At 64.3% G+C, this 19,156-nt stretch carries 13 protein-coding genes; 4 read left to right on the top strand and 9 right to left on the bottom strand.

Features of this window, described 5'->3' with window-relative positions; genetic code table 11:
- Positions 1-18 precede the first annotated feature (18 nt).
- From PMI04_RS10770 to PMI04_RS10760, 3 genes are read right to left on the bottom strand one after another with little or no spacing between them, the layout of a single operon-like run.
- Positions 19-711, bottom strand: a complete 693-nt coding sequence (locus PMI04_RS10770) for an ABC transporter ATP-binding protein (protein WP_007712349.1) — start codon at positions 709-711, stop codon at positions 19-21.
- Positions 712-722: 11 nt separating this feature from the next.
- On the bottom strand, positions 723-2,039 hold the full coding sequence (locus PMI04_RS10765) for an efflux RND transporter periplasmic adaptor subunit (RefSeq protein ID WP_007712348.1): 1,317 nt from the start codon (positions 2,037-2,039) through the stop codon (positions 723-725).
- A gap of 52 nt (positions 2,040-2,091) precedes the next feature.
- The gene (locus PMI04_RS10760) at positions 2,092-2,292 is read right to left on the bottom strand and encodes a hypothetical protein (protein WP_007712347.1); all 201 of its coding nucleotides are present in this window, start codon (positions 2,290-2,292) and stop codon (positions 2,092-2,094) included.
- 166 nt (positions 2,293-2,458) lie between these two features.
- Between PMI04_RS10760 and PMI04_RS10755 the strand changes: the two genes are divergently transcribed.
- Together PMI04_RS10755 and PMI04_RS10750 are read left to right on the top strand one after the other, a co-directional pair.
- Positions 2,459-3,880 (top strand): sigma-54 dependent transcriptional regulator, encoded by a 1,422-nt coding sequence (locus PMI04_RS10755; protein WP_037486826.1) that lies wholly within the window; start codon positions 2,459-2,461, stop codon positions 3,878-3,880.
- The gene (locus tag PMI04_RS10750; protein WP_007712343.1) at positions 3,870-5,210 is read left to right on the top strand and encodes a HAMP domain-containing sensor histidine kinase; all 1,341 of its coding nucleotides are present in this window, start codon (positions 3,870-3,872) and stop codon (positions 5,208-5,210) included. The genes PMI04_RS10755 and PMI04_RS10750 overlap by 11 nt, the downstream gene beginning before the upstream one ends.
- A 4-nt stretch (positions 5,211-5,214) precedes the next feature.
- On the opposite strand, the gene PMI04_RS10745 is transcribed toward PMI04_RS10750, so the two are convergent.
- From PMI04_RS10745 to PMI04_RS10730, 4 genes are all read right to left on the bottom strand, one after another.
- Positions 5,215-5,985 (bottom strand): ThuA domain-containing protein, encoded by a 771-nt coding sequence (locus PMI04_RS10745; RefSeq protein WP_007712341.1) that lies wholly within the window; start codon positions 5,983-5,985, stop codon positions 5,215-5,217.
- 10 nt (positions 5,986-5,995) lie between these two features.
- Positions 5,996-9,049 carry a glycosyl hydrolase family 28-related protein gene (locus tag PMI04_RS10740; protein WP_007712339.1) on the bottom strand — a complete coding sequence of 1,018 codons (3,054 nt, stop codon included), beginning with the start codon at positions 9,047-9,049 and terminating at the stop codon, positions 5,996-5,998.
- Between the two features lie 80 nt (positions 9,050-9,129).
- Positions 9,130-12,096 carry a TonB-dependent receptor gene (locus PMI04_RS10735; RefSeq protein ID WP_007712337.1) on the bottom strand — a complete coding sequence of 989 codons (2,967 nt, stop codon included), beginning with the start codon at positions 12,094-12,096 and terminating at the stop codon, positions 9,130-9,132.
- Between the two features lie 135 nt (positions 12,097-12,231).
- Positions 12,232-15,255 (bottom strand): glycosyl hydrolase family 28-related protein, encoded by a 3,024-nt coding sequence (locus tag PMI04_RS10730; RefSeq protein WP_007712335.1) that lies wholly within the window; start codon positions 15,253-15,255, stop codon positions 12,232-12,234.
- 166 nt (positions 15,256-15,421) lie between these two features.
- Here PMI04_RS10730 and PMI04_RS10725 point away from each other — a divergent pair, with 166 nt between their 5' ends.
- On the top strand, positions 15,422-15,964 hold the full coding sequence (locus PMI04_RS10725; protein ID WP_007712332.1) for a gluconokinase: 543 nt from the start codon (positions 15,422-15,424) through the stop codon (positions 15,962-15,964).
- Positions 15,965-16,480: 516 nt separating this feature from the next.
- Here PMI04_RS10725 and PMI04_RS10720 read toward each other — a convergent pair.
- Both PMI04_RS10720 and PMI04_RS10715 read right to left on the bottom strand, forming a co-directional pair.
- The gene (locus PMI04_RS10720) at positions 16,481-17,155 is read right to left on the bottom strand and encodes an FCD domain-containing protein (protein WP_007712331.1); all 675 of its coding nucleotides are present in this window, start codon (positions 17,153-17,155) and stop codon (positions 16,481-16,483) included.
- Between the two features lie 84 nt (positions 17,156-17,239).
- The gene (locus PMI04_RS10715; RefSeq protein ID WP_007712329.1) at positions 17,240-18,586 is read right to left on the bottom strand and encodes a gluconate:H+ symporter; all 1,347 of its coding nucleotides are present in this window, start codon (positions 18,584-18,586) and stop codon (positions 17,240-17,242) included.
- A gap of 294 nt (positions 18,587-18,880) precedes the next feature.
- Between PMI04_RS10715 and PMI04_RS10710 the strand changes: the two genes are divergently transcribed.
- Positions 18,881-19,150, top strand: coding sequence for a LuxR C-terminal-related transcriptional regulator (locus PMI04_RS10710; protein WP_007712327.1), 270 nt, complete (start codon positions 18,881-18,883; stop codon positions 19,148-19,150).
- The last annotated feature ends 6 nt before the right edge of the window (positions 19,151-19,156 follow it).

The raw sequence follows: 19,156 nt of genomic DNA, 5'->3' as shown, positions 1-19,156 counted from the left end.
TCTCTCCGTCTTGGGCTATCAGGCGGCGCGGCGCCGTTCCTGCAGGATGCGGCCGTCCAGCATGTGGACGACGCGGCTGGCATAGTCGGCATGGGCGGGCGAATGGGTGACCATGACGATGGTCGATCCTTCGGCGTTGAGCGTCTGGAGCATCTTCATCACTTCTTCGCCATGGCTGGTGTCAAGGTTGCCGGTCGGTTCGTCGGCCAGGATCAGGCGGGGTTCGGACACGAGCGCGCGAGCAACGGCGACGCGCTGCTGCTGACCGCCCGACAACTGGCTTGGCCGATGGCGGGCACGATGAGCGATGCCGACCCGATCCATAACCGCTTCGACCTTCGCCTTGCGCTCGGCGGCGGGCATGGCGTGATAGAGCAGGGCGAGTTCGATATTCTCGGCTACACTCAGCTCGTCGATCAGGTTGAAGCTCTGGAAGATGAAGCCGAGATGCGTCTTGCGAATGCCCGCCAACTTGGGTTCGGGCAGGCTGGCAATTTCGGTGTCGCCAAAGCGGTATGAGCCGCTCGACGGACTATCGAGCATGCCGATGACGTTCAGCAAAGTCGACTTGCCACAGCCCGACGGCCCCATGATGGCGACAAATTCGCCCTGGAAGATATCAAGGTCGATCGCGTCGAGCGCGGTGGTTTCGACCATATCGGTGCGATAGACGCGGCTGAGTTCACGCAGGCTGAGCAACGCTTGGGTCATGTCTTTGCCTTTCACTTCTTTTCGAGGACCAGCCGATCCTTGTCGGCAAACCCGGTATAGGGGGATGTGAGCACCTGCTCGCCGGGCTCCAGCCCGTCGAGAATCTCGATATAGTCGGCGTTGCGGCGGCCCAGCCGCACGGCGCGCTTCACCGCCTCGCCGCCGTCGGGCGTCACTACGAACACCCAGCTGCCGCCGGTGTCATTGTAGAAGCTGCCATTGGGGATGAGACGCGCGCGGACCGGATCGCCCAGCGTCAGCTTGGCCTGAAGCGTCTGTCCGCGCTGGATCTGGGGCGGTTCGCCGTCGAGGAACTGCAGGTCGATTTCAAACTGGCCGTTGCGCACGGTCGGATAGATTTTCGCGACCTTCATCCGATAGCTCTTGCCGTTCCAGTCGACCGTCGCGGTTTGGCCGAGCTGGACGCGGGGCAGATAGAATTCGTCGATCCCGGCGACCAGCTTGTTGCGGCCGGGGCTGTCGATCTGGCCCAGCCGCTCGCCGCGCGCCATCGACTGACCGACCTGGATCGAGAAGGCAGAGACGGTGCCGGCAACCGGTGCGCGCAGATTGAGCGCCTCCAGGCTGGCGCGGGCGACGCCAAGGCTGGACTGCAGCGTTTCTGCCGAAGCGCGCAACTGGGCGAGCTGGCTGGTCTGGAGCCGCTCATCGGTCTGCTGGGTACGAGCGAGGACGGCCCGGCGATCGCGCTGATAGCTGAGGTCGTCACGCGTGTCGGCAAAGGTCCGGCCGGCGACGAAGCCGCGCGCGGCCAGCGGCGCTTCCCGTTCATATTGGCGCTGCGCCTTCTTGAGGTCGAGATCGGCCTCCAGCATGGCGCGATTATTGGTGAGGCGGTTCTGCGACAGCGCCAGTTCCTGGCTGCGCATCGAATTGAGCTGCTGCGTCACTTCGGTCTGGCGGGCCAGGACGGACAGTTGCAGTTCGGCGTTGGAGAGGCGCGCGAGCAGCTGCCCCTTCTGGACGGTGGCGCCATCCTCGACTAGCACCTCCTCGACCCGCCCCCCCTCGATCGCGTCGAGATAGACGGTGATGAGCGGCGTGACGCGCGCGCGCAGCGGCAGGAAATCGTCGAACCGGCCCTGTGTGACAGTCGATATGACGATGCGGTCGGCTGGCAGGCTCTGGCTGTTGCTGCTTGGCATATAATACCAAGCAACCCCCAGCAGCGCGATTGCGCCGATCGTGCCAAGAGCGATCTTCGCTCGCAAGGGTAGGGTCCGGCGCTGAACCACCCGATCCATTGCCCCCCCGCTGGTCGGTTGCGCGCATTGGGCAGCATCATTCGACATGCTGACAACGCTCATGCGCGGTCGCTCCACTGTCCGGTTTCGAACATATCCTGTCCGGTTCCGAACATCAGGCCAGGAAGGGCTTGCAATTGGCGCTCGCTCGCGCCGGGCAGCGGACATTTCCGCTCTCCACCGCTATCTGGCGAGGCGTTTCGCAGCCGAAAGGCCGGGAATCCGCCTGCGGCGCGACCATCACCAACAAGGTGGCGGCGACGCCAAACAGCACGGAGAGCGATTTAAAGAGCGAGGAGCCGGGCTGGGAATACATTGTCAGTCTCCATGGGAAAGCGGCAGCTTCCCTTTCCTTCCGCTTTCGCAAGGCTCATGCCATTTGCCATTCCGCGCGGATTTCCATGGGATCCGATGATCGATCGAGGATCTGGCACGGATATTGATTGCACGGTTCCGGACAGGAGCTGTACGGGAACGGACGGATGACCGAGGGGCGGATGACACAAGCCAAGCCATTTGAATTATGCGTGGTCATCGATGATGATGACGACATATTGCTGGCCGCGCGGCTATTGCTGCGCACGATCTTTGACGAGGTCCTGACCTTTCCCGATCCCGAGACCGCTTTTGCCGCTACCGCCGGCCGGACGCCCGAAGCGATCCTGCTCGACGCCAATTTCTCGCGCGGGGCCACCAACGCCGCCGAGGGGTTTGAGTGGCTCGGCCGTTTCCTTGCGCGTGATCCGCAAGCGGTGATTGTCATGATCACCGCCCATGCCGGGGTTCAGGTCGCGATCGAGGCCATGAAGCGCGGTGCAACCGACTTCGTGACCAAGCCCTGGTCGAACGAACGTTTGCTCGCCACGGTACGGACCGCTGCGGCGCTGCGCGCCTCGCGCAAGACGGTGGCGGAAAAGGACAAGGTCGCGTTGATCGCGGCGGCGCCCACGGGCGAGACGCCCCTGCTCGGCACCTCGCCAGCGATGGCGCGCGTCCAGCAGTTGATCGATCGGGCCGCCCCGACCGATGCCAATGTCCTGATCCTGGGCGAAAACGGGACTGGCAAGGAACTGGTCGCCCGCGAACTCCACCGCCGATCCCGTCGCGCCGACCGGATCATGTTGCCAGTCGATCTGGGCGCGATCGCCGAAAGCGTGATCGATTCCGAGTTGTTCGGCCATATGAAGGGCGCCTTCACCGATGCCCGGGCCGACCGGATCGGCCGGCTGCAGGCCGCAGATGGTGGCACCTTGTTCCTGGACGAGATCGGCAACCTGCCCCTGCACCTCCAGCCCAAGCTGCTAACCGCCCTGGAACAACGCAAGGTGACGCCGGTCGGCGCCAACAAGGCGGTGCCGGTCGACATCCGAGTGATCGCGGCCACCAACCTCAGCGCCGGACAGATTGCCGATGAACGGCGTTTCCGCCAGGATTTGCTGTTCCGCCTCAATACCGTCGAGATCGTCCTCCCCCCGTTGCGGGAACGGCGTGAAGATATTCCCGCTCTGATCGCCCATTATCACGCACTCTATGCGCGCAAATATACCCAGCCCATCCATCCGATCGCCCCGGACATTCTCGCCGCGCTGATCGCCTATGACTGGCCCGGCAATGTCCGTGCGCTGCGTCATGCGATCGAACGGGCCGTCATCCTGGCGGGCGACGCGCCCTTTTCGGCTGACGACATTCCCCTGCGAGCGCATGATGCGGCGGCGCCCCGGATCGAACGATCGGCCGTGGTCGAGGCAGACGAAGCGCCGGACGATATGAACCTGGAACGGGTCGAGCGCCGCCTGATCGAGGCGGCACTGACCAAGCATGGCTATAATATCTCCAACGCTGCCAGCGAACTGGGCCTCACCCGCGCCTCCCTCTATCGCCGCATGGAAAAACATGGCCTTTGACCGTCGCTTTTCGCTGGGCCTGGCCGCCCGTCTCGCCATGGCTATGGGCAGCCTGGCGGCACTCGCCTGGTCGTTGCTGACACCGGATCTGGGTGCGGTCCGCATCCTGTGTGCGCTGTCCGTCCTCTTCAGCGGCCTGGCCCTCTGGCATCATGTCCGACGCGCCAATTTTGAAATCGCCCGCTTCGTCGAGGCAATCGAGTTCGGCGATCTCCAGGCGCGTTTCGTTCGGCCCGACAGCGACAGCGGCTTCGACATATTGGGTGCCGCGCTCGATCGTGGCATTCGCAAGCTGCGCGACGATCGCGTCCGCTTACAGGAAGCCTCGCGCTTTTATGAGGCGCTGGCCGATGATGCCCCTGCCGCCTTGCTGACCATCGATCCGGATGGCCGGATCGAGCCAGTCAACAAGGCCGCGCGCAAATTGTTCAACCGCCATGCCGGTGTGCGTCCCGACGACTATGCCCCCTATGGCGCCCATTTCGCCGCGACTCTGACCGGGCTGGAACCCGGTCGCAGCCAGACCATGCTGATCGAAACCGATATCGGTCCACAACGGGTGCTCATCCGCTGCGCCAGCCTGACCCGACTGGGCGGCGCGACCCGGGTCATTGCCGTGCAGGTAATCCAGCAGGCGCTGAATGCAGTCGAAGTCGCGGCGCAGAGCGACCTCATCCGCGTGCTCACGCACGAGATCATGAATTCGATGACGCCGGTAACCTCGCTCGCGCGTACCGCCGCCGATCTGATCGCGCAGGCCGATGATGGTACGGACCCGGCCATCGCCGATGCCCGCGCCGCAATCGACACGCTGGCCCGGCGCGCCGACGGAGTGATGCACTTCGTCGAAACCTATCGAACGATCACGCGCCCGCCCCAGGTCGACCGACGCCTGTTCGCTGCCCGTCCCTTCGCCGAAGAGCTGGCCCGGTTGTTCGCGGCGGACAATGATCGATCCACCTTTCGTCTGGAACTGAACATCACACCCGATGACCATCGGATCGACGCCGACCCGGACCTGTTGGCACAGGTCATCATCAATCTGCTCCGCAACGCCGCCGATGCCGCCGAATGCTATCGCGACAAGCCAGAAATCGCGTTCAGCATCAGCGCCAGCAGCGCCGGCCGGACCCGGATCGAAGTGGCTGACAATGGCCCGGGCGTACCCGAAGCGCTGCGCCACGATATTTTCCTCCCCTTCTTCACCACCAAGAAGACCGGCAACGGCATCGGCCTCAGCCTGGGACGACAGGTCTTGCTTGCCCATGACGGGACGATCGAGATCGATAGTTCCAACAGCGGCGGCGCACTGTTTCGCCTGACCCTGTAGGGCTTTAGCGAGAGACCTGCCCACGCCCCGTGGCGGTCCAGTAAATCCCCCCCATCAGGTGGGCGAGATAGACCGGGTCGCGATACATTTCGACATCATGGCCAAGCGTGGTGACGAACACCCGGCCCTTTTCATAGGGATGATACCAGGCAACGGGATGATCCCTGCCCATCGGCTTTGCCACCTGGCCCGGCCAGATCTTTGTCGGATCATAGCTGCTTTCATCGACGTTCAACACCGGACTGATGGCGACCTTGAAGGGGTCGGCGAGGACATAATATTCGTCGCTCCAGATCCAGCGATCGGGCAGGCCGAAGGTTGCCGGAAAGCCCTTGTCGGCGATCGTCACCACCCCGGTCTGAAGCATGGGATGGTTGACGAAGCTCCGACCGACCAGCTTTTCATACCAGATCCAGTCATTGGGTGGCGTGATCGCGGCCCGATGCACCACGATCGCATTGCCCCCCGCGCGCATATAGGCCTCGAACTTCGCGCGCTGGCCGGCGTTCAGTTCCTCCCCCGGCGTATTGAGGAACATGACCGCCGCATATTGGCTGAGATCACCGTCGAAAACGTCGGTGCGGTTCGCCCAGGTGAAGCTGAAGGCGTGCAACTTGGCCAGCCGCTCCAGGCTATCCCGAGCGACCGGAATATATTCATAATGATATTTGTTGGGGATGGAGAGGATGAGCAGCTTATATTGCGGCTCGGCCTGCGCGGCCGTGGGGATGAGCATCCCCAGCAGTGCCAATAAAGCCCAGACCATCCGCTTCATTACGATCCCCCTAGTCGATCCGGGCCGCATATAGGCCATGATGCGACAGCATGAACAGGGTCTTGCCGTCCGGGCCGCCGAACAGCAGTTGTAGCGGCCGTTCGGGCACGTCGATCCGGCCGATCGCCTTGCCGTCCGGCGCATAGACGAAGACCTGGCCATTGGCGACATAGACCCGGCCCTGCGCATCGCTCACCACGCCCTCCCCGCCCCGATCGGCGAAAGGCTTGAGGTCGGTCAGCGTACCGTTGCCGGCGACCAGTGCGCTGTAGGTGCGGTTTTCCGATCCGTTGGTGACATAGATGCGCTGACCCGGCTTGCTCTGGACGAAGCCATAGCTGTCGAGCGAATGCGAGAAACGCAGGCCGCGATGGTCGACCGGTCCCTGGGCGAAGACGCGCCAGGCCGGCAGCGCGACGCTGCCGTCGGGCGAGACATATTGCTGGGCCTTGGGCTGCGCCACATCCTGCGTAAACATCTCGGCCAGGGTGGTGAACTGATAGGTCTTGGGATCGATCTGGTCCCTGAATTCGCCATTCACCCACCAGTTGACCGGGAAGATCGTGGCCGCGCTGCCCTGCCCGGCGGGCGTCGCCGGGATGACGCTGACCTGCGTGTCAGGCGCGCCGGGGGTGACGCTATAGACGGTGCCGTTGCGGCCATAGGAGGAGAGGACGAGGAGGTTGCCGGACTTGTCGATGGTGAGGTTCACCGGATCGAGCGCAGCGTCGCGGATCATCTCCAGCCGCCGATCGTCGGACCAGCGCCAGATCCGCTGGAAGAAGCGGTCGATGAAATAGAGCCGTCCCTGCGCATCGATTGCGCCGCCGCCCAGGCCGTAGAAGCCGTCGGCCAGTTTCTCGACCTTCGCGCCGCCGAAGGTCGAGGGCACGACCGGATCAGGCCTGGCGGGAATGTCGAGCACGGCGAACTCGCGTTCACGCACCTCCAGGCCGTGCGTGATATCCTGAATGGCGTTCTCGAACGGATATTTGGTGAGGCGCAGGAAAGTGGCGCAGCCATTTTCGTCGCAGGTTCCCACCCCGCTTTCCGCGTTCACATGGACGTTGCGAAAGCGGATATCGTGCGAATTGTAGAGCGACACGGCGGTTGGCGCGGGCTTGCGCGTGCGGGTGACGCGATAGCCGTGGAAATTGGCGACCAGGATGTTGTGGGAATCCCGGATTTCGAGCGCGACCGCGTCGCCGCTCTCGCCCGCTTCCCCTTCGGTCTGGGGCGCCAGCAATTCCCAGTTGGCGACGCGGTTGAGGCCGATTTCGGTGCGGACATGATGTTCGACCGAGGCCTGGATCAACCGGCCCGGCGTTTCGGTGTCGGAGATCAAGATTCCCGGATGGCCGAAGGTGCTGGGGCTCCAGATATTGGCGAAGGTGCCCCCGCCGCCCTGCGTCACCCACAGGCTGGCATATTGGCCGGCCCAGCGGCGCGCAGCGTCGGGATCGGCGGTGGCATTATTGTTATAGGGATTGCGCCGGCTACCATCGAAGGCGTCGGTGCCATGGCCGCCCTGGAACTTGACGTCGTTGACCATAGAACTGGCCCCGGCCTTCCACAGCAGCCCGGTCGCGCGCGGATTGGCGCCATTGGTGTCGAGCGCGAGACCGGCGACGATCGCATCGCCACCCTGCGCGCTTTCGACCAGCGCCTTGGGCGCGCCCACGCCCTGGAAGGCCGGCGTGCCGTCGGGCAGGACGATCTGGGTCAGGCTGGGGTGGAGGCCAAGCAGTACGGTATCGGCGCGCAGCCGCAGCGTGTCGCTGACCTTGTAGAAACCGGCGGGGAGGTAGACGACGCGATGGCTGTCGATCGCCTTTTGCAGCACGGCGGTGTCGTCCGTGGCATTGTCGCCCTTTGCGCCCAATGTGCGGACATTCACCCATTCGGAGACGGGCGGCAGCGGGCGGATGGCAGGCGCGGCCGGTGCGGGCAGGCTGGCAATGCTTTGCGCCTGCATATCCGTCTTATACTCGCCGATGCGGCCGAGGCCCGGCAGGGTCAGGCCGTGGGTGAAAGAGGACACCTTGTAGGTCGCGCCCTTCCCTGCCAACGTCCTGCCGCTCTCGCGGAAGCGAGCGAAAGTGGGCGTATTGGCGGCCAGCACATTCTGGAAGCCGATCTGGGTATAGACATTCTTCTCGTTGGAGATGATGACGCCGGCCTTCGACACATTTTCGAAGCGGACATCCTGCCCCCACAGCCAGTCGCCATAGCCGCGGTCGATCTCGATCCCGACCGGCACGTTGCGGAAAGCAACGTTGAGCAGGGTCAGTCCCGCCTCATGCTCACGGATGGCCGCGTCGCGCTGTCCTTCGAACGTTGCATCGACCAGGGCGAAGGGCCAGGCGGGCGAGGTCTTTTCGGCGAGGATGCCATAGCGGCCACCCTTGAAATGCAGATCTTCCGCCTCGTTCGCGACATGGTAGAGGCCCGCGAGGCCCGATCCGATGTCGAAATCGACATGGCTGACGAAACTGTGCTGGGCGGAATGGAAGCGGATCGCGGTCGCCGCCGGATTGCCGTCCATGATACGGAAATCGATATTGCCGAGCGCGGAATAGAAGGTGCCGGGATTGGCGTCGGCCACATTCTTGTCGAACGGCACGCTGCCGGCCGGGGGGAAGGCTGCAGGCGGGCTGTCCTTGTCGGTCTGGCGCTTGCCGCCAGCGAAGATCAGCATATGGGCGACGCCGCGCTGGAAACCGGGCGTATTGGCGCCGAGCAGGATCACCGGCCGCTGGGCGCCGACACCGAAGATGCGCACGCCCGGCCAGAGAAAGAGCGTGCGGCTGATACGATAGGTGCCGGCCGGCAGAAAGACGATACCGCCACCGCCCTGTGCCGCTGCCGCGTCGATCGCCTGCTGGATCGCCGCACTGTCATCGGTGCGGCCGTCCCCCACCCCCTTCACCGTCACCGCGCGCGGATCATCGGGCATGCTGGTATAGACGGATGGCGATGCGAAGGCCGGTTGGGCGGCCGCCAGACATAGCAGCACCGACGCACAAGCTCCGCTCAATCCTCGGCACATCAGGCCACGATACATCAGGCAGGCTCCGTAAAAAGAAGATGTCCCGGCCGTGCAGGACCGGGACAAGTTTTGGGGGGAGAGATTATTATATTCTATCAGAAATTGAAGCGGACACCGGCGCGGTAGGTGCGCCCCAGCGTATCATAGAGCGCCGGGTTCACGTCGAGACCGGTATTGGTCTGGGGCGAGGCGACCGGATCCTTGTCGAACAGATTATCGACCTTGCCATAGATGGAGACATTGTCGCCAAACTTGAAGGTGGCGCCGATGTCGACGTAGAAAGCGCCTTCCATCTTGTTATAGTCGATGGTCGGATGGTTCGCGGTCGAGGCCGGGCAGGACGACTGGCATACCACATATTGGTTGCCGAAGGTCCCGTCGCTGATCCAGCGTTCCTGCACCGTGAAGCTGAACTTGCCGCTGTCATAGGTCTGGATCGCCAGCCATTTCCAATCCGGCGTGTTGCCGTTGTTGGCGCCAGCCTGATCGACCGCATCGACCCCGGCAATACCCGCTTCGACAATGAACTTGCGGATATGGGTGCCCAGCGCCCGGATGGTGAAGCTGCCAGGCAAACCGAGCGGCTGCTGCCACTGATAGCTGGCCTCGATGTCGAAACCGCTGGTCCGCCAGGAGGCAAGGTTGAACGGCTGGACATTGACATAGTTGAGGCCGGGATTGGCATTGTCGAGGCTGAAGCCGCCGCAGAAGGCCTGGTTACCGTCATAGCAGAGCTGCACGATCTGCTGCGCCGACAGGGTCGACACGACATTCTTCAGCTTGATGTCATAATAATCGAAGGACAGGCTGAGGCCGGGCAGCCAGGACGGGCGTGCCAGCACGATGCCCACTTCGGTATTGCGCGCGATTTCCGGCTGCAGGTTCGGGTTGCCGATCGTATTCTGGAAGATCTGCACCGCCTTGCCCTGGAACGGATCGTTGAAATTGGGCACGGTGGTGACGGTCGGCGCGGCAAAGAGTTCGGACAGATTGGGCGCACGCACGTCGCGCGATGTGACCGCGCGCAGGCGGATGCCGTCGAGCGGCGTATCCCATGTGCCGCCGACCTTCCAGGCCCAGACCGTGCCCGAGGTGCTGTAATGAGTACCACGACCCGCCGCGTTCAGATTGGCACGGCCCATCGCCTGGCTGTCGAACAGCGGCATGTCGATTTCCACGAAGCCTTCATAGACCTCATATTTGCCGTTGCCATTCTTGTAGTTGCCGGCCGCCCAGTTGCTGCCCAGCGCGGAATTGAGCAGCGGATCGGCAGGATAGTCGGCGCTGTTGGGGCTGATGTCGGACACACCGGCGCCATAGGGATCTGCATTCACGCGATAATATTCGCGGCGATATTCGGCCCCGAAGGCGACCGATAGCGGCCCCGCCCACAGATCGACCGGATTGCCCGAGAAGTTGAGGCTGGCCACATCCTGGGTCAGCTTGGTGTGCTGGAACGGCCCATTTTCATGCGGCGCGATGTAGGCGAGCGCGGCGGACGATGGCGTAAAACCGCCGAAGATGTTGATCGGCTGGCAACCCAGCGCCCGCGCGGCCGGATCGGCGCAGACGATCGCGCCATTCAGCTCGATCGCGTTGGCGGCCGCAGCATAGCGGTTCTGCAGCACGATATCCTTCACCCGAATGTCCGAGATGGTGATGCCATGCTCATAATAGGCATCATAATTCCAGTCGGTGCCGGCGGCACCAAACTTGCCCTTGGCGCCGGCGACGAAGCGATATTGCTTGCGGTCGGTATAGACCTGAGGATCGGGGAAGGCCGCGTTGGACGAACCGAAGGCGAAGGAGGTGATGCCCGCAACCGCGCACTGATCCTGCACCGATTGCGGCAGATAGGGGTTGGAGCATTGGACGGTCAGGTTGGAACGATTATAGCCAGGGCTGGGCTGGTTATTGGTCTTCACCTGGGCAATGTTGACCGTGACATAGGCTTCATTGTCGTCGGCAAAATCATAGCCGATCCGGCCATAACCATTGATCCGTTCCAGCGAGGATTTGAGCGACGCGCCCGAACCCGGCGCGCCCGACAGGTCACCGCCTTCGCAGAAGCTGTTGCCGCGATAGCAGTTGGTGACCGTGCCGGTGCCGGTCGGCGTACCGTTCGAGCCATAGTTGAACTGATAGGGGTTACCAAATTGGTCGAAGGCGATGCCCTGCAACGGGCCGTTGTTGATCAAGCCATAGCGCGCATATTGATAGGGCTGGGCATAGTCGCGATAATTATATTGCGGCAGGCCATTATTGGTCTGGCCGGTGTTCATCAGCGTGGTGGCGCGATACCAGTCGCGGCTGCCGGCAAGGTCGGTGCCGAAATCGCCAGCGCCCACGCCGCCTTCATGATCATATTCGCCGCTCAGCACGACATGCAGGCGATTGTCCATGAACGACTTGCCATAGGCGGCCTGGACCAGGGCGGTTTCATCATCGCCATATGTGGTGATGCTGCCCAGGATATTGCCCTTGAAGCCTTCAAAATGGGTGTCGGTGATGAAGTTGACCACGCCGCCGACCGCGTCGGAGCCGTAGGAGGCCGACGCACCACCGGTGACGACGTCGACGCGCTTCACCAGCAGCTGCGGGAACATGGAAATGTCGGGCACGCCGGTGACGTTGGCACCGACGACGCGCTGGCCGTCGAGCAGGGTCAGGGTGCGGATCGCACCCAGCCCGCGCAGCGAGAAGGAGCTGAGGCCCTGCTGGCCGCTCGACGTGCTGAACGTGCCGGTGGCGGCGCCGGTCGAACCCTGAAGCGAAGGCAATTGCGCGATCGTATTGAAGATGTTGGGCTGGGCGTTGTTGGCGATCTGCTCCTCACCGATGACGGTGGTGGGCGTGGGCGCATTGAAGCCGCTGGTGGTGATGCGCGATCCGGTCACGACGATATCGGCGGCACGGGGCGCGGCGGCATCGCTGCCCTGCTCCTGCGGCGCAACCGTGGCAGCCGGTTCAGGTGCCGTCTGCGCCTGAGCGACTCCTGCCAGCGCCATCGCGACCAGGCTGACACCCACCAGATGGCGATGGATTGCGATCTGCACGTTCATTCCTCTTCCCCTCTTGTCACCAAGCGCCCTCCCGGCGTCGGCGCGCCCATGGCGGGCTATTGTGTGAATATTAATCCCTGCCCCGTCCGGCCGCACTTACGACATAGGTCGTAGATGGCCCGGAATGGCCGATTTTCAGGGCTTTGCAGCATAGAGCGCGTGATGCGTCAGGATGAAAAGCGTGCGCTTGTCAGGGCCGCCGAACAGGATCTGCAGCGGCCGGTCGGGCACATCGATGCGGCCCGTTTCCTGGCCGTCGGCGCCATAGACAAAGATCTGGCCATTGGCGACGAACACCCGGCCCTGCCCGTCCACCGCGACGCTCTCGCCGCCGCGATTGGCGAAGGGTTTGAGGGCGGTCAGCGTGCCGCCCGCGCCCACCGTGCCACTATAGGTGATATTTTCCGACCCGTTGGTGACGAACAGCCGATCGCCAATCTTGCCCGAGACGAAGCCGTTGGCGTTGAGGCCATCGGACCAGCGCCAGCCGGTATGGTCGACCGGCCCCTGCTGCCAAACGCGGAAGGCGGGCAGAGACAGGCTGCCGTCGGGCGAGACATATTCCTTTGCCTTGGGCGTGCCGACGTCGCGGGCGAACATCTGAGCCAGCGTCGTGAACTCGTAGGTCTTGGGGTCGAGTTGATCCTTGAACTCGCCATTATTCCACCAGTTGACCGGCAGCAGCGTCTTCGCCGAGCCAGTGCTGCGCACCGGGGTCGGCTGGATCAGCGTCAGCGCGTCCTTGGGACCGGCGGGGTCGAACGAATAGGCACCGCCCTTCGCGCCGAGCGAGGACAGGACCATGACATGGCCCGAAGCGTCGATGGCGAGATTGACCGGATCGAGCGCATGGTCGCGGACGATCTCCAGCCCCTTGCCCTCGCTCCAGCGGTGGATGCGCTGGAAGCGGCGGTCGATGAAATAGAGTGCCCCCTGTGCATCGACAGCCGCGCCGGAGATGGACCAGAAGCCGTCCTCCAGCTTCTCGACCTTCGTGCCCGAAGGCGTCGCTGCCGGGACCGCGCTGCCGGCCGGGCCGATATCCAGGGCAGCAAACTCGCGTTCGCGCACCAGCAGCTTGCGGCTCACATCCTCGATCGCATTGTCGAACGGATATTTGCTGGCCCGCAGGAAGGTGCCGCAGCCTTCATCGTCGCAGGTGGCATAGCCGCTCTCGCCATTCACATGGACGTTGCGGAAGCGGATATTGCCGGAGTTGGTGATCTTTACCGCGCTCTTTTCGGGCGCATAGGTGCGGGTCACGCGATAGCCATGATAATTGGCGAAGAGCAGGTTGCTGGAGTTGCGGATGTCGAGCGAGATGGCGTCGGGGCCGTCATCGACCTCCTGCTCGGTCTGGGGCGCCAGAAACTCCCAGTTATGGACGCTATCGAGCACGAATTCGTTGCGGGCATGATGTTCGACCGACATTTCATAGACATGGCCGGGCGTGTCGGTGTCGGTGATGTAGAAGCCCGCCTGGGCGAAGCTGTTGGGGCTCCAGACGTCGGCGAAGGTGCCGCCGCCGCCATCCGTCACCCAGATGCTGGGATATTGGGCGTCGAGGCGGCTGTCGGTGACCGGGTCGCCGGTGTTGACGCGCAGCGTGCCGAGCATCTTGCCATCGGCGGTGGGCGTCCCGCCGCCGCCCATGATCTTGACGTCCTCGACCAGGCTCTGCTCGCCCGAACGCCAGAGCAAGGCGGAGGCGCGCGGGTTCACCCGGCCAGTGAACAGGCCGAGGCCCGAGAGGATATTGTCGCCGCCCTTGCGGCTTTCCAGGATCGGCAGGACCGCGCCGAGACCGGCATGATTGGGGTTGTTGTCGGGAATGAAGAGCTGGGTGATGGCCGGGTGCAGGCCGATGAGGATGCTGTCCGGGCGCAGGGTCAGCCTGTCCGTCACCTTATAGAAGCCGGTCGGGAAATAGAGGATGCGATTGGCGTCGATCGCCTTTTGCAGGGCGGCGGTGTCGTCCGCCTTGCCGTCGCCGACCGCGCCCAGGGTGCGGACATTGACCCACTGGTCCATCGGCGGCAGGTCGCGGATCGCGGGCGCGCGCGGCGCGGGCATGGCGGAGAGCGGCTGGATGTCGGCGGTGGTGGCATAATCGCCCGTGTGGCCGAGCGCCGGGACGGCGAGGCCATAGGAGAAATTGGCGACCTTATAGGCCTTGCCCTTGCCGTCGATCGTCTTGCCGCTGTCGCGGAAGCGGGCGAAGACGGGGCTGTTCACGGCCAGCGCATTGTCGAAGCCGACCTGGGTGAAGACATTCTTCTCGTTGGAGATGACGACCCCGGCCTTCGACACATTTTCGAACCGGACATCCTTGCCCCACAGGCTGTCGCTATAGCCGCGGTCTATCTCGATCCCGACCGGCGTGTTCTTGATCGCGACATTAACGAGGGTGAGGTCGACCTCATGCTCGCGGATTGCGGCGTCGCGCTGGCCGTCGAAGCTGGAATCGAGCAAGGTGAACTGCCAGGCGGGCGAGGTCTTTTCGGTGACGATGCCATAGCGACCGCCCTGGAAATGGACGTTCTCGATCACGTTTCCGGCCTGATAGACGCCGGCAAAGGCGGTGCCGAGACGGAATTCCATATGGCTGAGAAAGGCATGCTGGGCCATGCGGAAGCGCACGCCGGCGGCGGCCGGATTGCCGGCGCCGATCTCGATATCGACATTGCTCATCGACGAATAGAAGGTGCCCGAATTGGCGTCGCGAACGATCTTGTCGCGGGGCACGACGGTCGGCACCGGGACCGGCACCTTGCCGACCTGATATTGATCGCCGCCGGCGAAGATCACCATGGTCGACACGCCCTGCTGGAAGCCGGGGGTGTTGGCGCCGAGCAGCAGTAGCGGGCGGGTCGGGCCGACGCCATAGACGCGCACGCCCGCCGGCACGATCAGCGAGCGGGTGATGCGATAGGTGCCCGATGGCAGGAAGACGATGCCATGGCCGGTCGCGTCGCGGGCCTGGTCGAGCGCCTGCTGGATCGCGGCGCTGTCGTCGGTGCGGCCATCGCCGACGGCCTTCACCGTCACGGCATGCGGCTCCGCCGGTGCCACGGGGAAAACCGAGGTGGTCGCGGCGAAGGCCGGTGCTCCAAGGGCTGTTGCCGCCAGCAAAGCCGCGATCATGCTGCGTCCGATCATGTCCGCCTCCCATCCTCATTTTTATTGATGAGGCATGGCTAGGGGAGCGGGGGCGGCTTGGCACTTGCGACAAAGGTCGTAGTTTTCCTGAGGGGTAGCGCGGCCTTATAGCGGGGAAACGCGATCGTGATGCGATCCCCCCTGCCCCGCGACCAAGGACGCCCGCTTGCCGATTTCCGCCGACCCTGCCCCCGTTTCGCCCAAAGCCGTGGGACGCGCCATCATCGTCATGGGGGTGAGCGGCTGTGGCAAGTCGACGCTGGGCGCGATGCTGGCGCAGGCGCTGGACTGCCCCTTCCTGGAGGGCGACAGCTATCATTCGGCGGCGGCGGTGGAAAAAATGCGCGGCGGGCAGGCGCTGACCGACGAGGATCGCTGGCCCTGGCTCGACCGGCTGGGCGCGGCGATCGCGGGCACGGTGGCGGCGCAGGGCGTGGCGGTGGCCGCCTGCTCCGCATTGAAGCGTGCCTATCGCGACCGGCTGCGCGCGGCGATCGGCGTGCCCGTGCATTTCATCCTGCTCGACAATGACCGCGACGAACTGCTCGCGCGGCTGGGCAACCGGCCGGGCCATTATATGCCCGCCAGCCTGCTCGACAGCCAGCTCGCCACGCTGGAACCGCCGCTGCCCGAGGAAGGGGCGATGATCCTGACCACCAATGTCCCGGCGAGCGAGCTGCGCGACCGGGCGCTGGCCTGGCTGGGATAGGGTCACACCGACGCGACAGTTGAAAGTTCATAGTGTCGATAGCCAGCGCTGGCGGGCCGAAAATGGCCATGACGCGCCTGTGACGCGCCGACGAAGCGACAGGGACGCGACAGTGGCGCTACACGGACGCGCCTCCGAAGCGACAGTCAGGCGACAGGGAAGCGACAGAAAGGCGACAGCCGGACCGGAACCAGGCGGCGGGCGCGGCGCTGGACAGCGAACCGGCGAAGGGCTTGGCGGCGAAGAAGCGGGCTGTTCCATCCGACAGGATAGATCAGAGAAAGGCTGAGTAGGACAGCGGAATGGCAGCTAGCGATCATCTCCCGTCATTGCGAGCGTAGCGAAGCAATCCATCTCGCGCCGGTGGATTGCTTCGCTACGCTCGCAATGACGATATTGGGTTTTGACGGCTAACGACTAATTCCAGACATGTTCCCCTCCCGCCAGCGGGAGGGAAATGGTGGAAAACCACTCGCTCCATCATCCAAGCGAAGTGGTGACAGGCGCCCTGCCCCCTCACGGCATCAGCCGTCGCCGCCCTTCCCACAAATGCCAGCGCATCGCCAGGGCCGCGCCTTCGGGGTCCTGGGCGCGGATGGCGGCGACGATCTGTTCATGTTCGCGCAGCATGGTCGCGATCACTTCGGGCGGGCGCGAGCGGCTGATGTCGACGCCGGCGCGCATGATCTTGTCGACATCGGCATGGAGCGCGTCGAAGGCGATCAGGAAGGCTGGGTTGCCGGTCGCCTCGGCAATGCGGCGGTGCAGTTCCATATCCTCGGCATGGGCCGGTTCGCTCGACAGCAGGGCGGTGCGCAGCATCTCCATCCCCTCCTCGACATGGGCCATTTCGAGCGGGCTGCGGCGGGTGGCGGCGAGGCGCGCGGCCTCCGCCTCCAGCACGAAGCGGACCTCATAGCTGCCCAATGTCCCGGGCAGTTCGGCGGCGGGCATGAAGGCGGCGAGCCGCTGCGGGCGGCTCTTGACGAAGGAGCCGGCGCCCCTGCGCGCTTCGGTAATGCCGTCCGAGGCGAGGCGGACCAGCGCTTCGCGCACGATCGCGCGGGAGACGCCGAACCGCTCCGCCAGTGCTGCTTCCGACGGCAGGCGATCGCCGACCTCCAGATCCTGGTCGTTGATGATCTCGACGATGCCGGCATAGGCATGGTCGGACAGCCGAACCTGGTTCATCGGCGCACCTGTGGATCGCTGGGCAACATCCTGTGCCTCCTAGTCAGAAGATGCTGCTCGCGACAAGCACGAGGAGCACCTTGGTCAGAAGATGCTGCTCGCGACGAGCACCAGCAGCAGGCCCACGACCGCGACCACGGTTTCCATGATCGACCAGGTCTTGAACGTGCCCGGCATGTCGGTGCCGAGATAGGATTTGACCAGCCAGAAGCCGGGATCATTGACGTGGGAGAAGAAGAGCGAGCCCGCGCCGATCGCCAGCACCATCCATTCGGGCTCCACGCCCGAGGCCGCGACCAGCCCCTGCATCACGCCGGCGGTGGTGATCGTCGCGACGGTGGCGGAACCGGTGGCGAGGCGGATGCAGACCGACACGCCCCAGGCGAGCAGGATCGGCGAGATCGCGCCGCCGGCGGCAAAGCGGACCAGCAGGTCGGAGAGGCCGGCGGTGACCAGCACCTGCTTGAGCGCGCCGCCCGCGCCGATCGCCAGGATGATGCCGCCCGCCGGCGCCATCGCCTCGGTCCAGATGGCGTTCTGGATCTTGGCATCGGTGATGCGGCGGCCGAACAGCAAAGGCAGCGCGGCCAGCACCGCGATCAGCAGCGCGACGACCGGATCGCTGACCCAGCCGAGCCAGTGGAAATGCGGCGCGACCGCCGCCGGCAGCAGCGCCACCGCCTGTCCCGCAGCGATCAGCACCACCGGCAGCAGCACGGCGGCGAGCGCGCGGCCGACCGAGGGGGTGGCGACATCGACCTTGACCGGATCGAGCAGCGGCGGATTGAGCTTCACGCCGGGCGCGGTGAAGCGGGCGAGTACGGGGCCGGCGATGATCGCGGTCGGGATGCCGACGATCAGGCCATAGAGAAGGGTGAGGCCAAGATTGGCGCCGAGCGCGTTGACCGCGAGCAAGGGGCCGGGATGCGGCGGCACCAGCGCGTGGACGACCGACAGGCCCGACAATGCGGGCAGCATCAGCTTGAGCTTGGCGGTGTCGCCATTCTGCCCGGCGGGGAGCGCGGCGGCGGCCGACGCGACGATCGGCAGCAGCAGGACCAGGCCGGTCTCGAAGAAGAGCGGCAGGCCGATGACGATGGCGATGAACAGGCTGGCCCAGGGCGCGCCCTTTACACCGGAGATGCGCAGCGCCGAGCGGGCCAGGCCGCCGGCGCCGTCCGACAATTGCAGCATCGCGCCAAGGCCCAGGCCCAGCGCGACGACAAGGCCGGTGCCGCCAAGGATCGTGCCCGCGCCCTTTTCGACCGCCTTGGCGGTTTCCTCCATCGGCAGACCAGCGATCAGGCCGACGGTGAAGGCACCGCAGAGCAGGCCGACAAAGGGATGGAGCCGGCCGCGAATGATGAGGGCGATGGACAGCGCGATGCCGATGACGGCGGCGATCAGCAGGCGATAGTCGGCGGGGTTCATCGGATGATGCCTCCCTGCTTTCCGGTTCGGCTGGACACCTGACCGCATGGCACCGATCGACGATATGGTAACGCCATCCCCACCCTCTCATTCCTGTATGCCTTCGGTCATTCGCAGGGCGAATCCCGAAAAGCTGTTAGACAGGTTATAGCCGTATTTTGGTCACAAGCTAGGTTATTTCACGAATATTGCAAAATTTCGCTTGAACCTGTCTGACTGATTCCAGTATCGTTAGCGCTAACGAATCCTGGGCCACCCGGCGCCCGCACGTGGATCACAACAGGGAGAGGCAGGATGCAGGATCTGCATATTCTCGATCGTCAGGACCCTATGGTCCCCGAAGCCCCACATCTCACGCCGACACAGATGAAAGTGATGCGCTGCGTCCATTCGGGCCTGCTCAACAAGCAGATCGCCTATGAGCTGGGCATGGCCGAGGCGACGGTGAAGGTCCATATGACCGCGCTGATGCGCAAGCTCAACGTCCGCAACCGCACCCAGGTCGCCATCGCCGCGAGCCATTTCAGTGGGATGCGCCCGGCGCTGAGCCGCGCCGCCGACTAATATCCA

The sequence above is a fragment of the Sphingobium sp. AP49 genome (assembly GCF_000281715.2).
Lineage (GTDB): Bacteria > Pseudomonadota > Alphaproteobacteria > Sphingomonadales > Sphingomonadaceae > Sphingobium.
The sequence above is the reverse complement of the archived record's forward strand: the minus strand, read 5'-3'. Positions and strand labels throughout refer to the sequence as shown.